16 protein-coding genes, 1 riboswitch and 1 other annotated feature are annotated in these 18,113 nt (G+C 25.2%); of the genes, 9 read left to right on the forward strand and 7 right to left on the reverse strand.

Translation table 11 applies throughout. The features are described from left to right. Nucleotides 1-226: 226 nt before the first annotated feature. The 4 genes from IC175_RS01265 (at nucleotide 227) to IC175_RS01280 (ending at nucleotide 3,365) form a co-directional block, all read left to right on the forward strand. A complete protein-coding gene (locus IC175_RS01265; protein WP_227435106.1) occupies nucleotides 227-391 on the forward strand; it encodes a hypothetical protein in 165 nt (54 codons plus the stop codon). Nucleotides 392-681: 290 nt separating this feature from the next. Beyond that, entirely contained in the window at nucleotides 682-2,064 is a 1,383-nt protein-coding gene (locus tag IC175_RS01270) for a PLP-dependent aminotransferase family protein (RefSeq protein ID WP_227482619.1), read from the forward strand. Nucleotides 2,065-2,344: 280 nt separating this feature from the next. Further along, nucleotides 2,345-3,046, forward strand: a complete 702-nt coding sequence (locus IC175_RS01275) for an AzlC family ABC transporter permease (RefSeq protein WP_227435109.1) — start codon at nucleotides 2,345-2,347, stop codon at nucleotides 3,044-3,046. Next, nucleotides 3,039-3,365 (forward strand): AzlD domain-containing protein, encoded by a 327-nt coding sequence (locus IC175_RS01280; RefSeq protein WP_227435111.1) that lies wholly within the window; start codon nucleotides 3,039-3,041, stop codon nucleotides 3,363-3,365. Before IC175_RS01275 ends, IC175_RS01280 begins: the two co-directional genes overlap by 8 nt. A gap of 522 nt (nucleotides 3,366-3,887) precedes the next feature. Here the strand turns inward: IC175_RS01280 and IC175_RS01285 are convergent. From IC175_RS01285 to IC175_RS01295, 3 genes are all read right to left on the reverse strand, one after another. Continuing rightward, entirely contained in the window at nucleotides 3,888-4,733 is an 846-nt protein-coding gene (locus IC175_RS01285; protein ID WP_227823965.1) for a tetratricopeptide repeat protein, read from the reverse strand. A gap of 279 nt (nucleotides 4,734-5,012) precedes the next feature. Continuing rightward, a complete protein-coding gene (locus IC175_RS01290) occupies nucleotides 5,013-5,780 on the reverse strand; it encodes an ABC transporter ATP-binding protein (RefSeq protein ID WP_227435114.1) in 768 nt (255 codons plus the stop codon). 10 nt (nucleotides 5,781-5,790) lie between these two features. After that, on the reverse strand, nucleotides 5,791-8,124 hold the full coding sequence (locus IC175_RS01295; protein WP_227851008.1) for an FtsX-like permease family protein: 2,334 nt from the start codon (nucleotides 8,122-8,124) through the stop codon (nucleotides 5,791-5,793). 682 nt (nucleotides 8,125-8,806) lie between these two features. Then, nucleotides 8,807-8,900, forward strand: a riboswitch (cyclic di-GMP riboswitch). Nucleotides 8,901-8,985: 85 nt separating this feature from the next. Here IC175_RS01295 and IC175_RS01300 point away from each other — a divergent pair. Beyond that, nucleotides 8,986-9,468 carry an SH3 domain-containing protein gene (locus IC175_RS01300; protein WP_227435116.1) on the forward strand — a complete coding sequence of 161 codons (483 nt, stop codon included), beginning with the start codon at nucleotides 8,986-8,988 and terminating at the stop codon, nucleotides 9,466-9,468. A gap of 250 nt (nucleotides 9,469-9,718) precedes the next feature. Here IC175_RS01300 and IC175_RS01305 read toward each other — a convergent pair whose 3' ends face one another. Continuing rightward, nucleotides 9,719-10,249, reverse strand: coding sequence for a PadR family transcriptional regulator (locus IC175_RS01305; protein WP_227851009.1), 531 nt, complete (start codon nucleotides 10,247-10,249; stop codon nucleotides 9,719-9,721). A gap of 376 nt (nucleotides 10,250-10,625) precedes the next feature. Here IC175_RS01305 and IC175_RS01310 point away from each other — a divergent pair, with 376 nt between their 5' ends. The 4 genes from IC175_RS01310 (at nucleotide 10,626) to miaB (ending at nucleotide 14,850) form a co-directional block, all read left to right on the forward strand. Beyond that, the gene (locus IC175_RS01310; RefSeq protein WP_227851010.1) at nucleotides 10,626-11,120 is read left to right on the forward strand and encodes an AAA family ATPase; all 495 of its coding nucleotides are present in this window, start codon (nucleotides 10,626-10,628) and stop codon (nucleotides 11,118-11,120) included. Nucleotides 11,121-11,408: 288 nt separating this feature from the next. Next, a complete protein-coding gene (locus tag IC175_RS01315; RefSeq protein ID WP_227851011.1) occupies nucleotides 11,409-11,807 on the forward strand; it encodes a hypothetical protein in 399 nt (132 codons plus the stop codon). Nucleotides 11,808-12,088: 281 nt separating this feature from the next. After that, nucleotides 12,089-12,353: a binding site (T-box leader), on the forward strand. A gap of 150 nt (nucleotides 12,354-12,503) precedes the next feature. Further along, the gene (locus tag IC175_RS01320) at nucleotides 12,504-13,055 is read left to right on the forward strand and encodes a tryptophan transporter (RefSeq protein WP_227435120.1); all 552 of its coding nucleotides are present in this window, start codon (nucleotides 12,504-12,506) and stop codon (nucleotides 13,053-13,055) included. Nucleotides 13,056-13,413: 358 nt separating this feature from the next. Beyond that, nucleotides 13,414-14,850, forward strand: a complete 1,437-nt coding sequence (miaB, locus tag IC175_RS01325) for a tRNA (N6-isopentenyl adenosine(37)-C2)-methylthiotransferase MiaB (RefSeq protein ID WP_227823960.1) — start codon at nucleotides 13,414-13,416, stop codon at nucleotides 14,848-14,850. Nucleotides 14,851-15,142: 292 nt separating this feature from the next. On the opposite strand, the gene IC175_RS01330 is transcribed toward miaB, so the two are convergent. The 3 genes from IC175_RS01330 to IC175_RS01340 form a co-directional block, all read right to left on the reverse strand. Continuing rightward, a complete protein-coding gene (locus IC175_RS01330) occupies nucleotides 15,143-15,481 on the reverse strand; it encodes a DUF3784 domain-containing protein (RefSeq protein WP_227435122.1) in 339 nt (112 codons plus the stop codon). Between the two features lie 320 nt (nucleotides 15,482-15,801). Continuing rightward, nucleotides 15,802-16,413, reverse strand: a complete 612-nt coding sequence (locus IC175_RS01335) for an NUDIX hydrolase (protein WP_227435123.1) — start codon at nucleotides 16,411-16,413, stop codon at nucleotides 15,802-15,804. A gap of 421 nt (nucleotides 16,414-16,834) precedes the next feature. After that, on the reverse strand, nucleotides 16,835-17,533 hold the full coding sequence (locus tag IC175_RS01340) for an amino acid racemase (protein ID WP_227851012.1): 699 nt from the start codon (nucleotides 17,531-17,533) through the stop codon (nucleotides 16,835-16,837). Nucleotides 17,534-18,113: the final 580 nt, after the last annotated feature.

Below are 18,113 nucleotides of genomic sequence, written 5' to 3' on the forward strand. Positions count from 1 at the left end.
TTACTGTAAAACTTTTGAAAAGAGAAGTACTGATTTTATTACAGAGTTTTTTACAAATTAAATTGCATATTTTTATTTATAGGGTAGAATAAACTAGTTTTGTTAAGTATTTTGAAGGTAAAATAAAGTCAAAAAAATAAAGGAACTAATTTGTCTAACGTTTATTGGTGAAAAATAAACATATAGAAGTTATAATAAATATATAAAAATGTATGAGAGGTGTTGTATGTTTGGCAAACAAAAGGAAAGTGTTAGATTTCTAGAGTTTAATGATGTAGCAGAGAAGTTTGGAGAGAAAAAAGCTGTTGCAATTTTTGATGCAATAGCTGGAAAAAAATCTAAAGAACATATTATCAAAGACATAGAGAAATTAGTCAAAAACGAAGTGTAGATATTTATAAGGTATATTGAGCTTGAGGGTAGCTCTTTATACCTTCTTTTTTATTGTATAAAAATAATTAAATATTCTAGTATTCATTTAATTATGATTGCATTACTTTTATGTTGACAAGAAAGCGCTTTAAATATATGGTGTATATATTAAAATAAATTTAAATGTAATTATGAAATACAGCTATTGATTCATTTGTTTAGGTTAGGGATTTGTATAATCACTTTCCTAATGAATTTATTGTTATAAATAAACAAAATAGTCAAATTAGTAATGTGAGGTGAAACTTTATGCCAATTAATTCTTTTGAAAATTATCCTATGAATTGGAAACCAAAACGGCCATTAAGAGGACAAATATTATATAAAGCTATTGCAGAACAATTAGAACAAGATATTGATAATGGAACTTTGTTGCCTGGTACCAAATTGCCACCACAACGTGAATTGGCAGACTTCCTAGATGTAAATGTAAGTACTATTTCTAGAGCCTTTAAAATTTGTGAAAAGAAAGGATTAATAAGTGGGGTTACAGGAAGTGGAACTTTTGTAGCTTATGATATACGGTCAAATTTATTTTTGATGTCAAGTAATAAAATTACATTCATTGAAATGGGTACAATGAATCCTGATTTTGCATTAGAAGAAATGAGTACTTTATTTAAACAAATAACTAAAGAATTGGATTTTAAAACTATATTTCAATATGGACAGAGAGATGGTGCTGATTGGCAAAAAGAAGCTATAGCTAAATTGATTTCCCAAACTGGATTTAAAACCTCAGCTGATAGCTTACTTCCTGCAAGTGGAGGACAAAATGCAATTGTAGCCATTTTGGCAGGGCTATTTCAACATGGAGATAGAATAGGTGTAGACCCATTAACTTACCCTGGAATAAAGACAGCAGCCAAAATGCTTGGAATACAATTAATTCCAATTAAACAAGAAAATGGGGAGATTAGTGAAGAAGGTTTATTATATGCATGCAAGAATGAAAATATCAAGGGAATATATATAATACCAGATTATCAAAATCCCACTACACATATAATGTCAGAGGATGGACGAAAAATGATTGCACATATTGCATCCAAATATAACCTAATTGTTATTGAGGATGCTATTCATGGTTTACTTAATGAAATACATTTGAATCCAGTTGCTAATTATATACCTAATCAGACAATTTATATTACAAGTTTATCAAAAATTCTTGCACCTAGCTTACGTCTTGCATACATTGCTACACCTAAAAAGTATAGAGAAGCCTTATCAAGTGCTTTGTATAATATTAATCTCTCTCAATCATATTTTTTAACAGAAATAGCTTATCGTATGATTGCATCAGGAGAAGCAGATAAATTAATTGAGGCACGCCGTAAGTCTGCTAGAAAGAGAAATGAGATTGTCAATCAATATTTATCTGAGTATAATATTTTAGGAAATAATGAATGTATATTTAGATGGTTAATACTACCTGATGATATAATGGCTGAAAAACTTGAGTTACAAGCACTAAAAGAAGGTGTACAGGTTTATGCATCTGAGCGCTTTGCAGTTGGAAAAGAAAAACCTATTTCTGCAATAAGAATAGCTGTATGTGCTACAGAAAATATAGAAGAACTTAAATCTGGTTTAAGTGTATTAAAACGATTACTAAAAGAAAAAAGATAATTGTATTGCACACAATATTTTAATTGTGTGTAATTTTTTTTGCTGTTACAATGAAAATATGATAGATAATTGATTTATAAGAATTGACATATATTATTGCCTCACAACAAAAAGTAATTATAAATTAATAGTATTTCAAAATTAATTTATTTTTATTTATATAGTAAAGCTTATATAGTTAATTCAAATCTATGTTTAAGTATAATTGCAATTATATGATTAATCTATTTTATATTTTAATAATACTCAGTGTATTAAAGGTTAAAAGGAGTGATTTATCATGGAAAGAACTCAGCAACTAAGAGAAAGTTTTATTGCTTCTATACCCATATTTTTGGGCTATATACCAATAGGAATAGTAGGAGGAATACTATTGCAGAAATCTGGTCTTTCACCTTTCCAAATAGCATTAATGGTAACTTTGGTATTTGGAGGAAGTTCTCAATTTATTGCAGCTTCAATGATTTCAGCTGGTGCAAGTGTAACGTCTATTGTATTAACCACATTTATTGTTAATTTGAGACATTTTTTAATGAGTTCCAATTTAAATATGTATATAAAAAATAAAAGTCCAAAGTTTATATTGCCATTTTGCCATACCATAACTGATGAAACTTTTGCAGTTAATTATGAAAAATTTACTACTGGAAATTGGACTGATAAAAATGCAATCTATCTCAATTTTTTTTGCCTAGTTTCATCAGTCTTAGCTAACTTTATTGGGGCATTTTTAGGAGAAACAATATCTATAGATAGTTCTATTTCTGGATTTATACTGACCTCTATGTTTATAGCATTAATAGTTTCTCAAATAAAAAACAAGATTTATGTTTTAGTATTTATATCGTCAATTATTATTTCAATTATTTTATATGTATTGTTTAAGAGTAATTTAGTAATTATAGTTGCATCAATTTTAGCCTCTTTAATTGGGTTCTTTGCAGAAGAGGTACATTCGAAAAAGGAGGAATCTTATGAATAATAGTAATTATATATTTTTTATTATAATAGGAATGTACATTGTTACATACCTTCCAAGAGTTCTTCCAATGTTAATTTTTTCGAAAAAGGATATGCCTGAGTCTTTGAAAAAAATAATGAAATTTATACCTGTAGCAATCCTTACTTCTTTAACAGCGAAAGATGTATTTTTTAATGGAGATAATTTATATTTGTCTGTAGTAAATCCTAAAATTATATCTTTTCTAATTGTGCTTCTTGTTGCATATAAATTTAAATCTATTGGAATTTCTATTGTTACAGGTGTGATATCTATATATTTATTTGGATTTATTATGTAATATTTAACTACTGTCATATACAAATTTAAAAATTATAAATATTTATAAATACCTATTGCTTTAGATTTTATTATCTAACATAATTATATATTTTTAGTATTATCTTGTTATGTATTTTAAATTTAATTGATTAATGTTTTACGTACAAATATAAAGAACTTATTGCTCATATATTAACTTTCATATAGTAATAAGTTCTTTTTTATAATTTAAGTTTGTAATTAATTTATAGGTATTTTAATTTAATAGAGAATATTGTATAAATACATAATAAATATAAATGAATTTATTTTATATTTATATAAAGTAATATAGATTCAGTTACTAAGTAAACTTTAGAATAAGGTAATAATAAATTTAACTGGATTATAAATAAAAGTCTAAAACATGTTAATTTTAATCTATAAAAAATTAAATTATTATATAATAATTTTACATAAGTACTGTGATTTATATATGGAAGTAAAAAAATATTACTTGCACCAATTTATATGTATTTGTTGAATATAATAAATTAGGCATTTACTCTAATTGATTTTTTATTACTTTTAAGTTAAACTTTGCATCATTGTTATCCTTATTAGCATACAATGATTTATTTAAAAATTTTTTTGCTTCATCATATTTTTTATTACCCATACACATAACGGCCTTTAAATTATATGCATCACTTAAATCTTTTTTATAATTAGAATTTTTTTTATCTAAATATTTTAAGCAGTTATTAATTGAAATCAGACCATTATCATATTCGTCTAAATTCATATAGTGACATGTTTGTGCATAATAAGCATCTGAATTAGTAGGATCAATGTCAACTGCTTTTTTCAGTAGTAGAGTAGTATCTTTAAGTGCTTTTTTAAGTGTTTTATCTGAAACTATCTCATGTTTTCTAAATTTTAGATATACAACATCAAGGTATCTAGAACTAAGATTTCGTTTGAAATTTTCATGCCATAATAACTTATATTGATTATTTTCAACTATAAGGTACCTATTAATTTTTAAAGACTCACATTTTTTTAAGTAAATATTTTTTATATCATAAGTTTCTTCTAGTTTAACAAGATTTTTATATTCTTTTTTATCATATTTATATTTTTCTATATTTTCTTCTTTTATTAATTTATAACCAATTACTTTTTTTGTCTCAAGTAATACACTTTGATACTCTTTAAACCTTTCAAGGCTAACTTTTTTCTTGGTGTCTTTGCTTAGTAAATCATATGCTGTTTCATAATCTCCAGAATTTACTCTATCACTGTACTTTTTTGCTACTTCACTAGCACTTTCTCTTGGAGAACATCCTGTTAGTAATATTGCAATTAATACTATTAATATTAAGGGTACTCTTTTAATAATGTTCATAATATAATCCTTTATAATTAAATATTTATTAATTTTATTTTATCATCAAACATTAGATAAGTCATCAGCTTTAATATATATGTGAAGTAGATAGTTTAATAAAATGTTGTATATCTTAATTTAGATATATGAAAAATTTCTTATAAACAATTATTGCTTTAAGAAGTTGTACTTATATTACTTTATAGATTTCCTAATAATAGATTTACTTATTTCTTTACTTATAACTATTTTGATTTTATAATATTAGTAATATCTGTTTTATTTATACTAATATTTCTAAAAACCTAATTCTAATAACCAGTTTGTAAGTTTATTTTCTCTTTCCTTTAAATTGTTATTATATTCATTAAACTTTCCTAATATAATTTCTCCAATGATTACACCATCAGACATAAATACTACTCGTTCTGTTTTTGCTGCAACTTTGGCATCATGAGTTACAAGCATAATGGTTGTACCAGAGTTATTGATATTTAAAAGAATTTCCATCACTTCATTTGTTACTTTAGAATTAAGTGCACCTGTTGGTTCATCTCCAAATAAGATTTCTGGAGTATTAATTAATGCACGACATATAGCTGCTCTTTGAAGTTGACCACCAGAAACCTGAGTAATATCTTTATCTTTGATTTCTGAAATATTTGTTTTCTCCATAAGTGTTTTTGCTCGTTCATTAATTATTTGGCGGCTTTCTTCCTTTCTCAAATAGGCGGAAAGGACTATATTATCAAAAATATTTAAATTTTTTAGTAAATTGCTTTGTTGAAAGATAAATCCCATTTTTTCTAATCGTATCTTCGATAATTCTTCCTCAGACATACTAGAAATCATTTCTCCGCAGAATGTAATATTTCCAGATGTGAGTTTATCCATACCACTTAAGTTATAAAGTAGAGTTGTTTTTCCTGAGCCAGAAGCTCCCATAACAGATACAAACTCTCCATGTTGAATGGTTAAATCAATTCCTTTTAAAACTTGATGTATATTCTCTTTGCTGATGACATATTCTTTACTAATTTTTCTAGCTTCTATAATATTATTCATAATATACCTCTTATTCTATGATAGACATAATTTTTATTTTTTTGATTGTCATACTAATTGCTGTAATAGTAACAGATACAGTTATAATTAAAGTTATTGGACAAACTATATATACAATTAGTGGATTTGTTATAAATTGTAAATTGGATATACCAGAAAGAAGTAGCCCTGCTATTTTCTGACCAATTGTATTTGATGCAATAATTCCTAAAATAATTCCAATTGTAAGCACTAATAATGCTCTTGCAGTATATTGAGTTCGTATATTTTTAGTAGAAAATCCTAAACTAAGCATAATTGCAATTTGTGATGTATCTTTAGCAATCAGCATTTTGAAAAACATTGCTGTAATAAATCCAGAAATCGAAACAGATAGAATAATAGCTAACTTTATAACAAGTCTTAGTTGGCTAATAACAGAGCCTAATGTCTGACTTACATAATCATCCATATTTGTAACTTTTGCAGGATAACAATCCATTCTATACTGATCTAATTTATCTGTTAAATTAACTCCAGGTTTCATATTTAAATTTATGATATACCATAAAATTGTATCTTTTTTGTAAGGTAGCATCGCTTTTGCAGTCTTACCACCATATGTAACATCTTGATAAATGCCACTAACAGTGAGAATTAGTTCATTATCTTCTTCTGAAAAAATGGATAAATTATCTCCAACACTTTTCCCTAGTTCATCAGCATTTATAACAGATAGAGCAATCTCATTTTCATTTGTTGGTGCAGAACCATTTACATATTCAAGTGGAAAAGTTGAAAAATCTCCATTTTCTATTTTCATGTTTTCTATCGCTCCATCCTGGTTCACTACCTTATAAGAACTCGTTATAAAGGAAGCATATTTTTCAACATCATCATCACTTTCAATCACCTTCAATATAGAATTAAGATGGTTTTGAGTTTCATTTGTCTGTTGCAAATCAATGCGAATATCGCTTTGACCAGCTCCCATATAAGTAATAAATTCTGGAGACTGAATAGTATTTAGAAAATTAAGTGGTATAATCATGAGGAAGGTGCAGACAGCATAAACAAAGCAGAGTAAGCTATAAATGGTAAATCTTCCAGTTACTTCATTTAATCCTAAAAAGAGATTAACATTTGTTATTTTGCTTTTGTACAGTTTTATATTATATCTGTTTTGTTTAGTGGTCATTGAAGTACTTGTTTTTAATGCTTCTACTGCTGATATTTTATTAAATCTTTTGAGTATTAGATTACAAAAGAATATAACTGCTATAAATACAATAACTGCACCAATTAATGGGATAAAGACACTAAAAGTATTTTTTTCTACTGTACCCATATAAAGATTGATATTCTCTGTAAAAAAAGTTCCAATAAATAATGAGGTTATATAACCAAAAAAACTTGCTAAAGATGCAATCAATAGATATTTTGCAAGATACAACTTTCGGATATTAACACTTTGGATACCAATTGCTTTCATAACACCAATTTCACGATAATCTTCTTCAATAGTTGTAATTAGTGTAAATCGTAAGCATAAAGTAGAAATTATAATAAGTAGAATACTAATTAATATAATAATTGCAACTAAAATTCCATCAGATAATGCATTTAGTACTTGATAAAGAGAATAAGTTATTGATGTTCCTGTTTGTGGAAGATTAGTTGATTGATATAACGTTTCAAATTCACTAATTTTATTTATATCATTTAATAGAAATTCAATAAGGTACTCACTTTCACCTAAGTTAGCATGTAAAGTATTCCAATCATCATTACTGATTAAGAAACGCTTTGAAGTAACAAGGGAAGGGTTCATTTGTACATCACGCACAAAGTCTTTTATTGTAAATTCCATGAAGAAATCACCATTGGCTATTTGTATCTTATCTCCAATATTTAAATTATTTTGTTTCATGTAATAGACAGGAACCCCTATTTCTCCATTTTCTACTTTTAATATAGCATTATTCATGTCTAACAAAAAATCGAACTTACTATTTTGCCTCACAAAACTATTTTCTAAAACACTGTCAGATTGGCTTTTTTTCTCATTTCCTAGAAAAATATTTCTTCCATTGATATTTAGAAGTTCAACCGTTTGTTGTTCTTTTACAGACGGAGTTGAAGATGTAAATTCATTGATTAATTTTTGGTTTAATTCTCCAGAATACATTTGAACATAGTGAGGTGCATGAGATTGTCTAAACAAGGAAGACATAGAACTAGTAAGTTCTATAATGATATTTGTAGCACTAGATACCAACATAGCTGCCAGGAAAATAAATATGAATAATGTGGCTGTTACTACTTTATTTCTTGCTAAATCTTTTTGTAATATTCTTTTTAACATATTTCATCCTCGTTTCTTAAAAATTTTAAAAAATTAAAAATAGCATAAGTATAGCAATGTAAATAACTAAAGTAAGTGAACTGAGTTGAATATAAAAAAACTCAAGAAAGTGTATCATAAGTGATTTTTTTATTAATGTTATATATTGATAAGAGATAACAATAGTTACCACTATTTTCATTAAAATTTTTATTAGTTAGTCTTTATGTACTTTCATAATCATACAAATATATGTAGATTTTATACTTATATCTATTCTATAGACTGACCGTCGGTTTATATTAATGATACAGTGATATACCTTTTTTGTCAAGTAAGCTTTAAAAAATTATGATACCTAAATAGTGTTCAATAATCAAAAAAGAGATATAAGGTATAAGAACCTGTATGAATACACACAAACTTTTTTGTTAATATATATTTATAAAAGTTCCTGTATTAAAGATATAAGAAATTATGAATTTGTCTTTATATCTTCATATTCTTAATATAGAAAAAAGTTTGTTATAAAAAATTATATGTTAGGTAAATTACTATTTTATAGATGATTCATAGAGAATAATACTTTATTTAGTAATATAAAGATATTTTTTATTTATTATTAATTAAAAATTGAATTTATATTTAATTAATATAAAATTTGAGGGAATATTATTTTGTAAATATTTAATTTGTGTTATTATTCAGATATAGGCAATATTAGATAAATCTAATGACGCAAAGCTATAGGGACTAAAATCTTTATATAATAAAGGTCATGTCAGCCAGTTGCCAAAAAGATAATAATTCTTTTTGTTAAATTTATTTTTTAAGAGTTAGGTATTTTTAATAACTTAAAATTTGGCAAGAGGAGGGTTTTAAATGATATCTGAATTAATGTTAAAAAACTTTGATGAATCTAAAATCAATTTTAAGACTAAGATTAAATTGAATTTAAGAGAGAAACCAGATATAAACAGTATGAAATTAAAAAGCATACCAGAAGGAAAAATGGTTAAGTTAAATTGTGTAGATGGAAAATGGGCAGAAGTTGAAAGTAATTATGACAAAGGTTGGTTACTATATAAATATTTAGAGAAATTGAGCAACGCTAAAAGTAATAATATTCTAGAAAACAGAAAAAGAAATTACATAGGAAATATAAAAACTAATGGTTTAAATCTAGAATTAAGAAATGACAGAACAACAGATTCAAAAATAATAACTACAATTCCTGATGGTTTTAAAGTTGAAGTCTGTTATAGTGTTGGAAAATGGACAAGAATCAATATTCACAAAAATGGGAAAAGATATTCTGGATATGTATATAGTCAATATGTAGAAGAATATTCGACTTTGACATAATCATATATAATAAACTTTATAAAAAAAGAATCCTAATAAATGCAAGATGTCATTCATAAGGGTATATGAAAATATATTGAGAAAAGAGTTTTATACAATAGTTAAAGGTAATAACTAAAAATGAATATAATATAGATGGGCACTTCATATGAGGTGCCCTTTCTATATCTATGAAAGAAGAGTAAATAAAATAAATACAAAACAGTAAACTATGAATTATATGTGGAAAGCCATTATCTACAGTTTTTGCTTAATCCTTACAAACAGTTAATAATCTTTTTGTTCCAGAAATTTCTGCTAATACTATATCTATCATACGTTTTACATTAGCAACATGAAATTCACTAACTTCTTTTTCCCAATCATCATCATCTTTTTGCTTAATTCCTGTTAGATATTGATTTAAAACTTCTAATCGTTTTTCTAAAAGCTTCTTTCTTTCTTCTTTTCCTAGGTATTCAATAAAGAATGCTGTAATAGAAAAAATATTAGTGTCATAATCGAATTTCAAAATAGAATTTCTCAAAGTATCATGAAATTCTATACTTCCTTTTTCTGTGATTGTGTAAACCGTTTTGTCTGGCATATTACCATCCTTTTTAACAGTACCTAAAATCAATCCTCTTTTTTCTAAAGTCTTAATTGTAGTATATACGGTTGAGTCTGCGATATTAAACCAGTACTTTACATTCATGTATTCTAGCACTTTTATAATTTCATAGGCATTAAGAGGCTTTTCATTTATTAGACCTAAAAGCATTGTTGCTGGTTTTGATAACATTATAATTCACTCTCCTTTGTAATATTTATTATTACATAATTATATATATATTAGTTTTATATTAAACTACTGCTACTATCTAGCAGTATTATTGTATCATGGAATTTTAATGAAAGAAAGTATGAATATAGATTATGTTACAAATTAATAAATGTATAAAGTTTAAATTAATTATTTCAAAAATTTAAGTAATAAAAACTGATTTATAAGTTTAATTTTCTACTTAATCCATTTAGGAATGAATATAAGAGACTTAAAGATAACAAAGCAATTGTATATGGTATGAATAATATGATAGATGTTAAAGTATGATTTTTATATGTTGATGTGATAAAATATGACTAACAAATAAATTGAACTTTGAAAGGAAAAATGAATGAAAAATATTTATATTATTGGTGGGACAATGGGAGTAGGCAAAACAACAGTATGTCAATCTCTAAAATTAATCTTGAAAAATAGTGTTTTTCTTGATGGTGATTGGTGTTGGGATATGCATCCATTTCAAATTACTGGTGAAACGAAAAAAATGGTTCTTTCAAATATTTGTTCATTGTTGAATAACTTTATAAAATGTAGTACTTTTGAAAATATTATTTTTTGTTGGGTAATGCATGAACAAAGTATTATTGATACTATTATATCTTGTCTAGATATATCTGATTGTAGAGTAATAAATATTTCTTTAATTTGTGATGAAACTGTATTGAGAAAAAGGTTGAAGACCGATGTAGAGGAAGGTTTGCGTTTTACTGATGTAATAGAAAGAAGTGTTAACTATTTACCCATGTATGAAATATTATCAACAACGAAAATTAATGTTTCTAATAAATCTGTCAAAGATATTGTTGAAGAGATATCTAAATTGTAAAATTTTAGTTTTTAATCTAAAGTTAATGACATTATAGTATTGTTGAACATTCCACTGTTGATTGATAAATATAAAAAAGGAATGAATTGCTTAATTCTATTTATGTAATTCCTATTGTTCCAGTTAGATTAAGAATAAGGACGAAAAAATATAGTCAAATTTTAATATTCTTCTGATACTATAAAAAATATCTAATATAAAAAATTAGAAATTTGAAAAAATTTGTAGTTTTTGAGTGAGTATATATTATAATAAAATAGATATAAATTTTTTATGAGGGGAAACTAAATGAAAAAAAAGAAAAAATTGATTAGGATAATTATATGTTTTTTGCTAGTAATCAGTATTGTAAATCCGCTACAAGTAGAAGCTGAAATTATTAACGATTTTAGTACATCTGTTTACTCAACACAAACGAACTATACATCTACTAATGCTAAGTTTAAGACTATTAAATCTAGAAAAAGACATAGAAGTAGTAGTTCAAATAAAAGTAAAATAAAACTAAAAAAACGAAGTACAAGTAATAAAAGGTATAGAAATGGAATTATAAATAGACATAGTAACAGAAGTATAAAAAAACACAATATAATATCAAAGTTGATATTGTTAGTAATAGTGATATTTATCATTATAGCTATAGTAATAGTAATATTAATTAAAAGAAATAAGAAAAGATTTTATTAGAATATAAAAATAGAATTATTAAAGCCTTATTAAGACTAATTCAAAAATTACATAAAATAGCTAGATAAATAATAAGAAAATAAATTAAATTATTGAAAATAAAATTTAAAAAGTTTGAATTAGGTATAAAATTTTAAGAAAGAAATTAGTATTGATTTTTATTAGTATTATTTTAAAAAAATAGTTTTAAAAGAAGTATATTTAAAAAGCTATAAAAATATATTGACATTTTTTAGAAAAAGTAATATGATTATTTCAATGGCAAAACAATATATAATAAATTAAATCCTATGACAAGGAAGAGTAGTTAAATTTAGGTTCAATATAGAGAGCCAAGGATGGTGGAATCTTGGTAAGAAAAAATTTGATGAATGGGCCTTAGAGGAGTAAATCGAAATCATATTTTTGAGAGTAGACTTTATCGTTAGTCGTACGTTATAGCGAATAGGGTATGTAAGTACCTGATAATGAGATATATAAAAATTGAGTTTTATATTAAGTTTTTATATAATTTAGGTGGCAACGCGGATAATCTCCGTCCTATTAATTTAGGACGGAGTTTTTTATTTTACGAAAAATTCGATATGTAGAAGGTGGTGAAATAGATGTTATGAATTTCTAAAGCTAAAGATGATGATTTAGAAAACTGGCAAAAAAATAAATTGAAAATTAAAAAAATTAGGAGGAAATACAAAAATGAAAACAAATACAAAAAAACTAACTTTAAATGCAATACTTTTAGCAATGGGATTATTAATACATCAAATTACACCTGCTATAGGATTACCAATGAAACCAGATGTACCACTAGCAATGCTGTTTGTGATATTAGTTTTAAATAGAGATGACTATAAAACTTGCTTAATAGCAGGAATAGTGACAGGTATATTTACAGCACTTACATCAAGCTTCCCAGGAGGTCAAGTTCCTAATATAATAGATAAAACTCTTACAGCCAATATAGTATTTTTATTAATATATGTTAGCTATAAAATGCCTTTTATAAAAAACTTATCTAAAAAAACACAGGATACTATAGTAGTTGCAATTATAATGCCAATAGGAACACTTGTAAGTGGAACAATATTTTTGTTAGCTGCTCAAGCTATAGTTGGTCTTCCAGGAGCTTCTTTTACAGCGTTATTCTTAACAGTAGTATTACCAGCTGTTTTAATAAATTTAGTTGCAGGAATATTTTTATTTAAGATTGTTAATTTATCAATAAGAAGGGTTAGTTACCAAAGTTAAAATTTGATTAGATATATGGCTTATAATATTTAATTTGAGATATGCTTGATATAATAAAAAGTTTATTTTATAAAGATATTATGATTATTTTATTTTCTTAAATAAGATTAATTTAATGTACTTGTATAGTATAAACTTAGTAAATTATTAGATATCAATAGAAATATATTTTGTAGAATTGTAAATGGATTGATTTAAAATCTATTTTTATATAAAAGTAAAGTATAATATAATAAAGGACAGCGACTTGGCTGTCTTTTATTATACTTAAAACTTTAATAATACCTTTAAAAGATTTTTCTTATTTGATATAATTAAGGTTATGTGTAATATAAGAAATTAACTAGGAGGAATAGAAGTGAGCAAAAGAAAACAAGTAACAATACCTATAGAGAAAATACAAGAACAAGATAAATATATAGAACAAATACACAGACAAAATGAAGAATACTTCAACAGAACTGGAAAGAGAAAACTCGTGTTTACTCAAACCTTTGGATGCCAGATGAATGAACATGATTCAGAAAAACTTTGTTCAATGTTAGAAGAAATGGGATACCAAATGTCAATGATAGTTGAAGAAAGTGACCTAATAATATATAATACATGTGCAGTAAGAGAAAATGCAGAACTAAAGGTGTATGGAAATTTAGGTCAGTTAAAGCATCTAAAAGGAAAAAATCCAAACATGAAAATAGCTGTGTGTGGATGTATGATGCAACAACCACATGTTGTAGAAGAACTAAGAAAAAAATACAAACATGTAGACCTTGTATTTGGAACACATAATCTATATAAATTTCCACAATTACTTACAGAATCAATAAATTCTGATAAAATGTTAGTAGATGTATGGGATGTAGATGGAGAAGTAATAGAAGGCCTTAGAAGTAATAGAAAATTTGAATTAAAAGCATTTGTAAATATAATGTATGGGTGCAATAATTTCTGTACATATTGTATAGTTCCATATACAAGAGGAAGAGAAAGAAGTAGAACACCTGAAGATATAATTAATGAGATAAAAGAGCTTGTTTCAAATGGAACAAAAGAAATAACTTTGCTTGGACAAAATGTAGATTCGTATGGCAAAACACTTGAAAATCCAGTTGCATTCTCAGAACTTTTAAGAAAAGTTAATGATATAGAAGGAATTGAAAGAGTTAGATTTATGACATCTCATCCTAAAGATATATCTGATGAGGTGATATATGCAATTAGAGATTGTGATAAGGTGTGTGAATTTTTACATTTACCAATACAATGTGGAAGTAGTAGTCTTCTGAAAAAAATGAATAGACATTATACAAAGGAATATTATCTAGACATAATAGAGAAAGCTAAAAAAGAAGTGCCAGATATTGCTTTTTCAACGGACTTGATGATAGGTTTTCCAGGAGAAACAGAAGAAGATTTAGAAGATACTCTAGATGTGGTTGAAAAAGTTAGATATGATTCAGCATTTACATTTATTTATTCTAAAAGACAGGGAACTCCTGCTGCTAAAATGGAAAATCAAATACCAGAAGAAATAAAACATGAAAGATTTAATAGAGTATTAGAAGCAGTAAATAGAATCTCAGCAGAGATAAATAATGAATATAAAAATAGAGTAGTTGAAGTTTTGGTCGAAGGAAGAAGCAAAAATAATGAAAATAAATTTGCTGGTAGAACTAGACAAAATAAACTTGTAAATTTTGAAGGTGGAAGTGATGATTTAATTGGAAAATTAGTTATGGTTAAAATCACTGAACCTAGAACATTTTCATTGAATGGTGTACTAGTAAATGATTAGAACTGTATAAAATAATAAAATTATGTAAACTGATTGGAATAGATGTACTATAAAACAAAATATATTAAATTTTTAAATTTTAAGAACATATCATATATATTATGATAATTTCAGTTTCTATTGTAAATAAAAATAAATTTGATATAGGATGTAAATTAATTGTACATCTATTTTTTATTCTATTTTATCAAAGCTTACTTAACTATATTTAGTATTTATTATATATTAAAATATCTAATAGACATAAAAAAGCAGTCAATCTTTCATAATTAACTGCTTAACTTACTAATTTTTATTTTTTACATTTCTTGTTAGAGTAATAGATATTGAAAAACACGCTAGCAAGTATAACTATTATAAATATTACAGCAAACGGAAGCATTTTTTTTTCATCCATTTGTCCACTCTCTATTCTATATCCCAAAAATGACATGATAAATAACATTATAGATACAATAAAAGTAACAATGCTAGAACTTCTACATAGTTTTTTTACATCATATCGAGCTTTTTCTTTATCACTCATAGTATTATAACCTGCTAATAGCATACTTGCTTTTCCATTAAATAACAATATACTTAAAATGAAAGAGGCAATTGCAATTATAACTGTGAATCCTACTGCAAACATTATAAGCACCTCCAGATACTCTGATTTATCAGTTTACTTAATTATTAATATTTTACCATAAACATACATTAAAATCATTTATTTCATAGATTAATCTTATTAGATATATTATCATATTATAATTTATTTATAATGTGGTGTTAATACATAGTGCTTAGCTTGAAATTGTATTAAAAATTGTGTAACAATAATTGAACAATAATCAAGCATAAAAAATATTATAAAACATAATTTACTATCTTTTTTAGAATTATAACATTTTAAAGTTAGAAAATTTTAAAAACTTCTTATATAAAAATTTGAATATTTGATTACAAGTATTATTCTGATAAGAAGTTTAAAAAATTTTCTAATATTTTTGCTGTTATTCCCCAAATTACATAATCTTTATATTTATAAAATAGAACAGGGTAACTTCCACTTTCAAACTTATAATCTTTTTGATTTGGAATTGAACCATATGGAAGATTTTCATCAGGAAAAACTTTGACTGTATTATTATAGGTATTTGGAGGATTTTCTAAAAGATATTTTATAGGTACCAAAAAAGTATGGTCAACTTCATCTTTATTTATATTTAAATTATTGATGTTTTTTATATATCCTAAGTAGGGATGTATTATAAATTTTACAGGAGTTATAAGTAAGTCAAGACTTGCTATAACTTCTATATTGTCATTAAAAGTTCCAAGTTCCTCACATGTTTCTCTAATAACGGCTTCATAAGGAGTTTCGTTAGACTCTATTTTTCCACCTGGAAAAGAAATTTCATTGGGTTGATGCTTTAAATTTTTTGAGCGAACTTCAAATAATATATGATGTATGTTATTTATTTCTACTATTGGAATTAATACAGATGCTCTTTTCATATTTTCATAACCGTTTATATATGGTTTGTAATCTTTAAATTTATTTTTAATATTGTTTATCATTTTTTCCTCCTAAAATAATATTATTAAAAAAATGTAGAATTAAATTTTGACAATAACAATATATACGTAATTATATTTATCTAATTCAAGATATAGTAATATCTATATTATTATATAATAAATCAATAAATATATATTAACAAGTATTAACAAATACTAAAGTATTTAAGTTTAGTAATGTTTAAACTAAAGTATTATAAAATAATTTTGTGACCTTTAATTGAAAAATATATTTCTATTTTAACTGACATTCATTTTTTTATTTTTACAATCTCATTAAGGTGAATTTTATTTTAGAATCATCATCAAAAATAAAAAAGTGAGTATTTATAAAAAAGTAAAGTGGTAAGATAATCTTACTGCTTTACTTTTTTATGAATAATTTATCTAAAATATTTATAAATTAAAAATAGAGTAAATTCTATTTTTCTAACTCTAAATATTTCTTAATAACTGACTCTGCTAAACATTTTGACGAATCAATAATGTTAATTGATGGTTGTATATTTTCCAAGACAACATTTAAATCAGTGCAAGCAATCACTATATTTTCAATAGATTCAAATTTTATACTTTCTAGAAGTTCATTCCAAATATTGATATTTTGTGGATTATTCTTATCTGTTTTTATGTTTTGTATAAGAGCATTTATCTTTTTTTGCCATTCTTCTTTAAATATAAATTCATGACCAGCTTTTGTTATACCTTTTTGATAAATTGTAGATTCAAATGTTGAACTTGTTGAAAGTAGAGTTACTTTTTGTGGCGTAGCAGGTAAATATTTAATAGTTTCTTCTACAATATTTAATAATGGAATACCTATTGATTCTTTCAATTCTTCAAAATATATATGAGCTGAATTGCACGGCATCGCAATAAAGTTTGTTCCAATTGATTCAAGTTTTTTTAGACCCTTAATGATAGTTTTTTTCATAAGTTCATGATTTATTGCGCGGTCAATATAAAATGGAGTAGGTAAGGAATATATCATAATTTCAGGAAACTCTTCATCGTATCTCGCTCCATACTGAGACTGACATTTATCAATAATTAAATCAACAAATGGCGCTGTTGACCTTGGGCCCATCCCAGCCAAAATTCCAATTAATTTTTTATTCATTTAAATAATCTCCTTAGATTCTGTATAGTTTATTTTGTATAGGCTTTATCCGCCAAAAATGAAGAAATCATATGTTTCTTTAATTCTAATATTTGGGTGTCTTTCTGTCAAATGTAGAATAAATCTTTGTAACAATCCTTATAGTCTTTTATACTATTTTTGTATCATTTAACAATTGTAGCGTAATTATGAAAAATATTTGAGTATTCTTTATTTATATAATAGCTCTTGTGGTATTATGTTATGCTCTATGTTACAATCAAAATTATATAAAAGAAGTATTTAAATTTTTATAAAAAAAGATTCGGATGGAATAAAATTAAAACCAACTATGCTTATTGATAATAGAGGATGACTCGATTATGTCTTAAAAGAGATAAAAGAAAAGCTATACCTAAAAGTCATTATCCTATTTAATTAAATTTAAGTATGTCAACTGTCAAAAGATATTGGAATTTTTAACTGGTGTCATGAAGGAATTCTTTGTATTAAGAAAGACATAGTCCTGTTGCTATTTTTATATTGGTGCTTGTTTTTTAAATATTCTACAATTCACTCTAGAATAAGGGGGTGAAAATTT

Origin of the sequence: Clostridioides sp. ES-S-0123-01 (assembly GCF_020658415.1) — a bacterium.
In the GTDB taxonomy this organism is placed as follows: domain Bacteria; phylum Bacillota; class Clostridia; order Peptostreptococcales; family Peptostreptococcaceae; genus Clostridioides.

Coding starts and splice junctions, on each gene's coding strand:
- IC175_RS01265 (WP_227435106.1), top strand. CDS start 227: ATGTTTGGCAAACAAAAGGAAAGTGTTAGATTTCTAGAGTTTAATGAT.
- IC175_RS01270 (WP_227482619.1), top strand. CDS start 682: ATGCCAATTAATTCTTTTGAAAATTATCCTATGAATTGGAAACCAAAA.
- IC175_RS01275 (WP_227435109.1), top strand. CDS start 2,345: ATGGAAAGAACTCAGCAACTAAGAGAAAGTTTTATTGCTTCTATACCC.
- IC175_RS01280 (WP_227435111.1), top strand. CDS start 3,039: ATGAATAATAGTAATTATATATTTTTTATTATAATAGGAATGTACATT.
- IC175_RS01285 (WP_227823965.1), bottom strand. CDS start 4,733: ATGAACATTATTAAAAGAGTACCCTTAATATTAATAGTATTAATTGCA.
- IC175_RS01290 (WP_227435114.1), bottom strand. CDS start 5,780: ATGAATAATATTATAGAAGCTAGAAAAATTAGTAAAGAATATGTCATC.
- IC175_RS01295 (WP_227851008.1), bottom strand. CDS start 8,124: ATGTTAAAAAGAATATTACAAAAAGATTTAGCAAGAAATAAAGTAGTA.
- IC175_RS01300 (WP_227435116.1), top strand. CDS start 8,986: ATGATATCTGAATTAATGTTAAAAAACTTTGATGAATCTAAAATCAAT.
- IC175_RS01305 (WP_227851009.1), bottom strand. CDS start 10,249: ATGTTATCAAAACCAGCAACAATGCTTTTAGGTCTAATAAATGAAAAG.
- IC175_RS01310 (WP_227851010.1), top strand. CDS start 10,626: ATGAAAAATATTTATATTATTGGTGGGACAATGGGAGTAGGCAAAACA.
- IC175_RS01315 (WP_227851011.1), top strand. CDS start 11,409: ATGAAAAAAAAGAAAAAATTGATTAGGATAATTATATGTTTTTTGCTA.
- IC175_RS01320 (WP_227435120.1), top strand. CDS start 12,504: ATGAAAACAAATACAAAAAAACTAACTTTAAATGCAATACTTTTAGCA.
- IC175_RS01330 (WP_227435122.1), bottom strand. CDS start 15,481: ATGTTTGCAGTAGGATTCACAGTTATAATTGCAATTGCCTCTTTCATT.
- IC175_RS01335 (WP_227435123.1), bottom strand. CDS start 16,413: ATGATAAACAATATTAAAAATAAATTTAAAGATTACAAACCATATATA.
- IC175_RS01340 (WP_227851012.1), bottom strand. CDS start 17,533: ATGAATAAAAAATTAATTGGAATTTTGGCTGGGATGGGCCCAAGGTCA.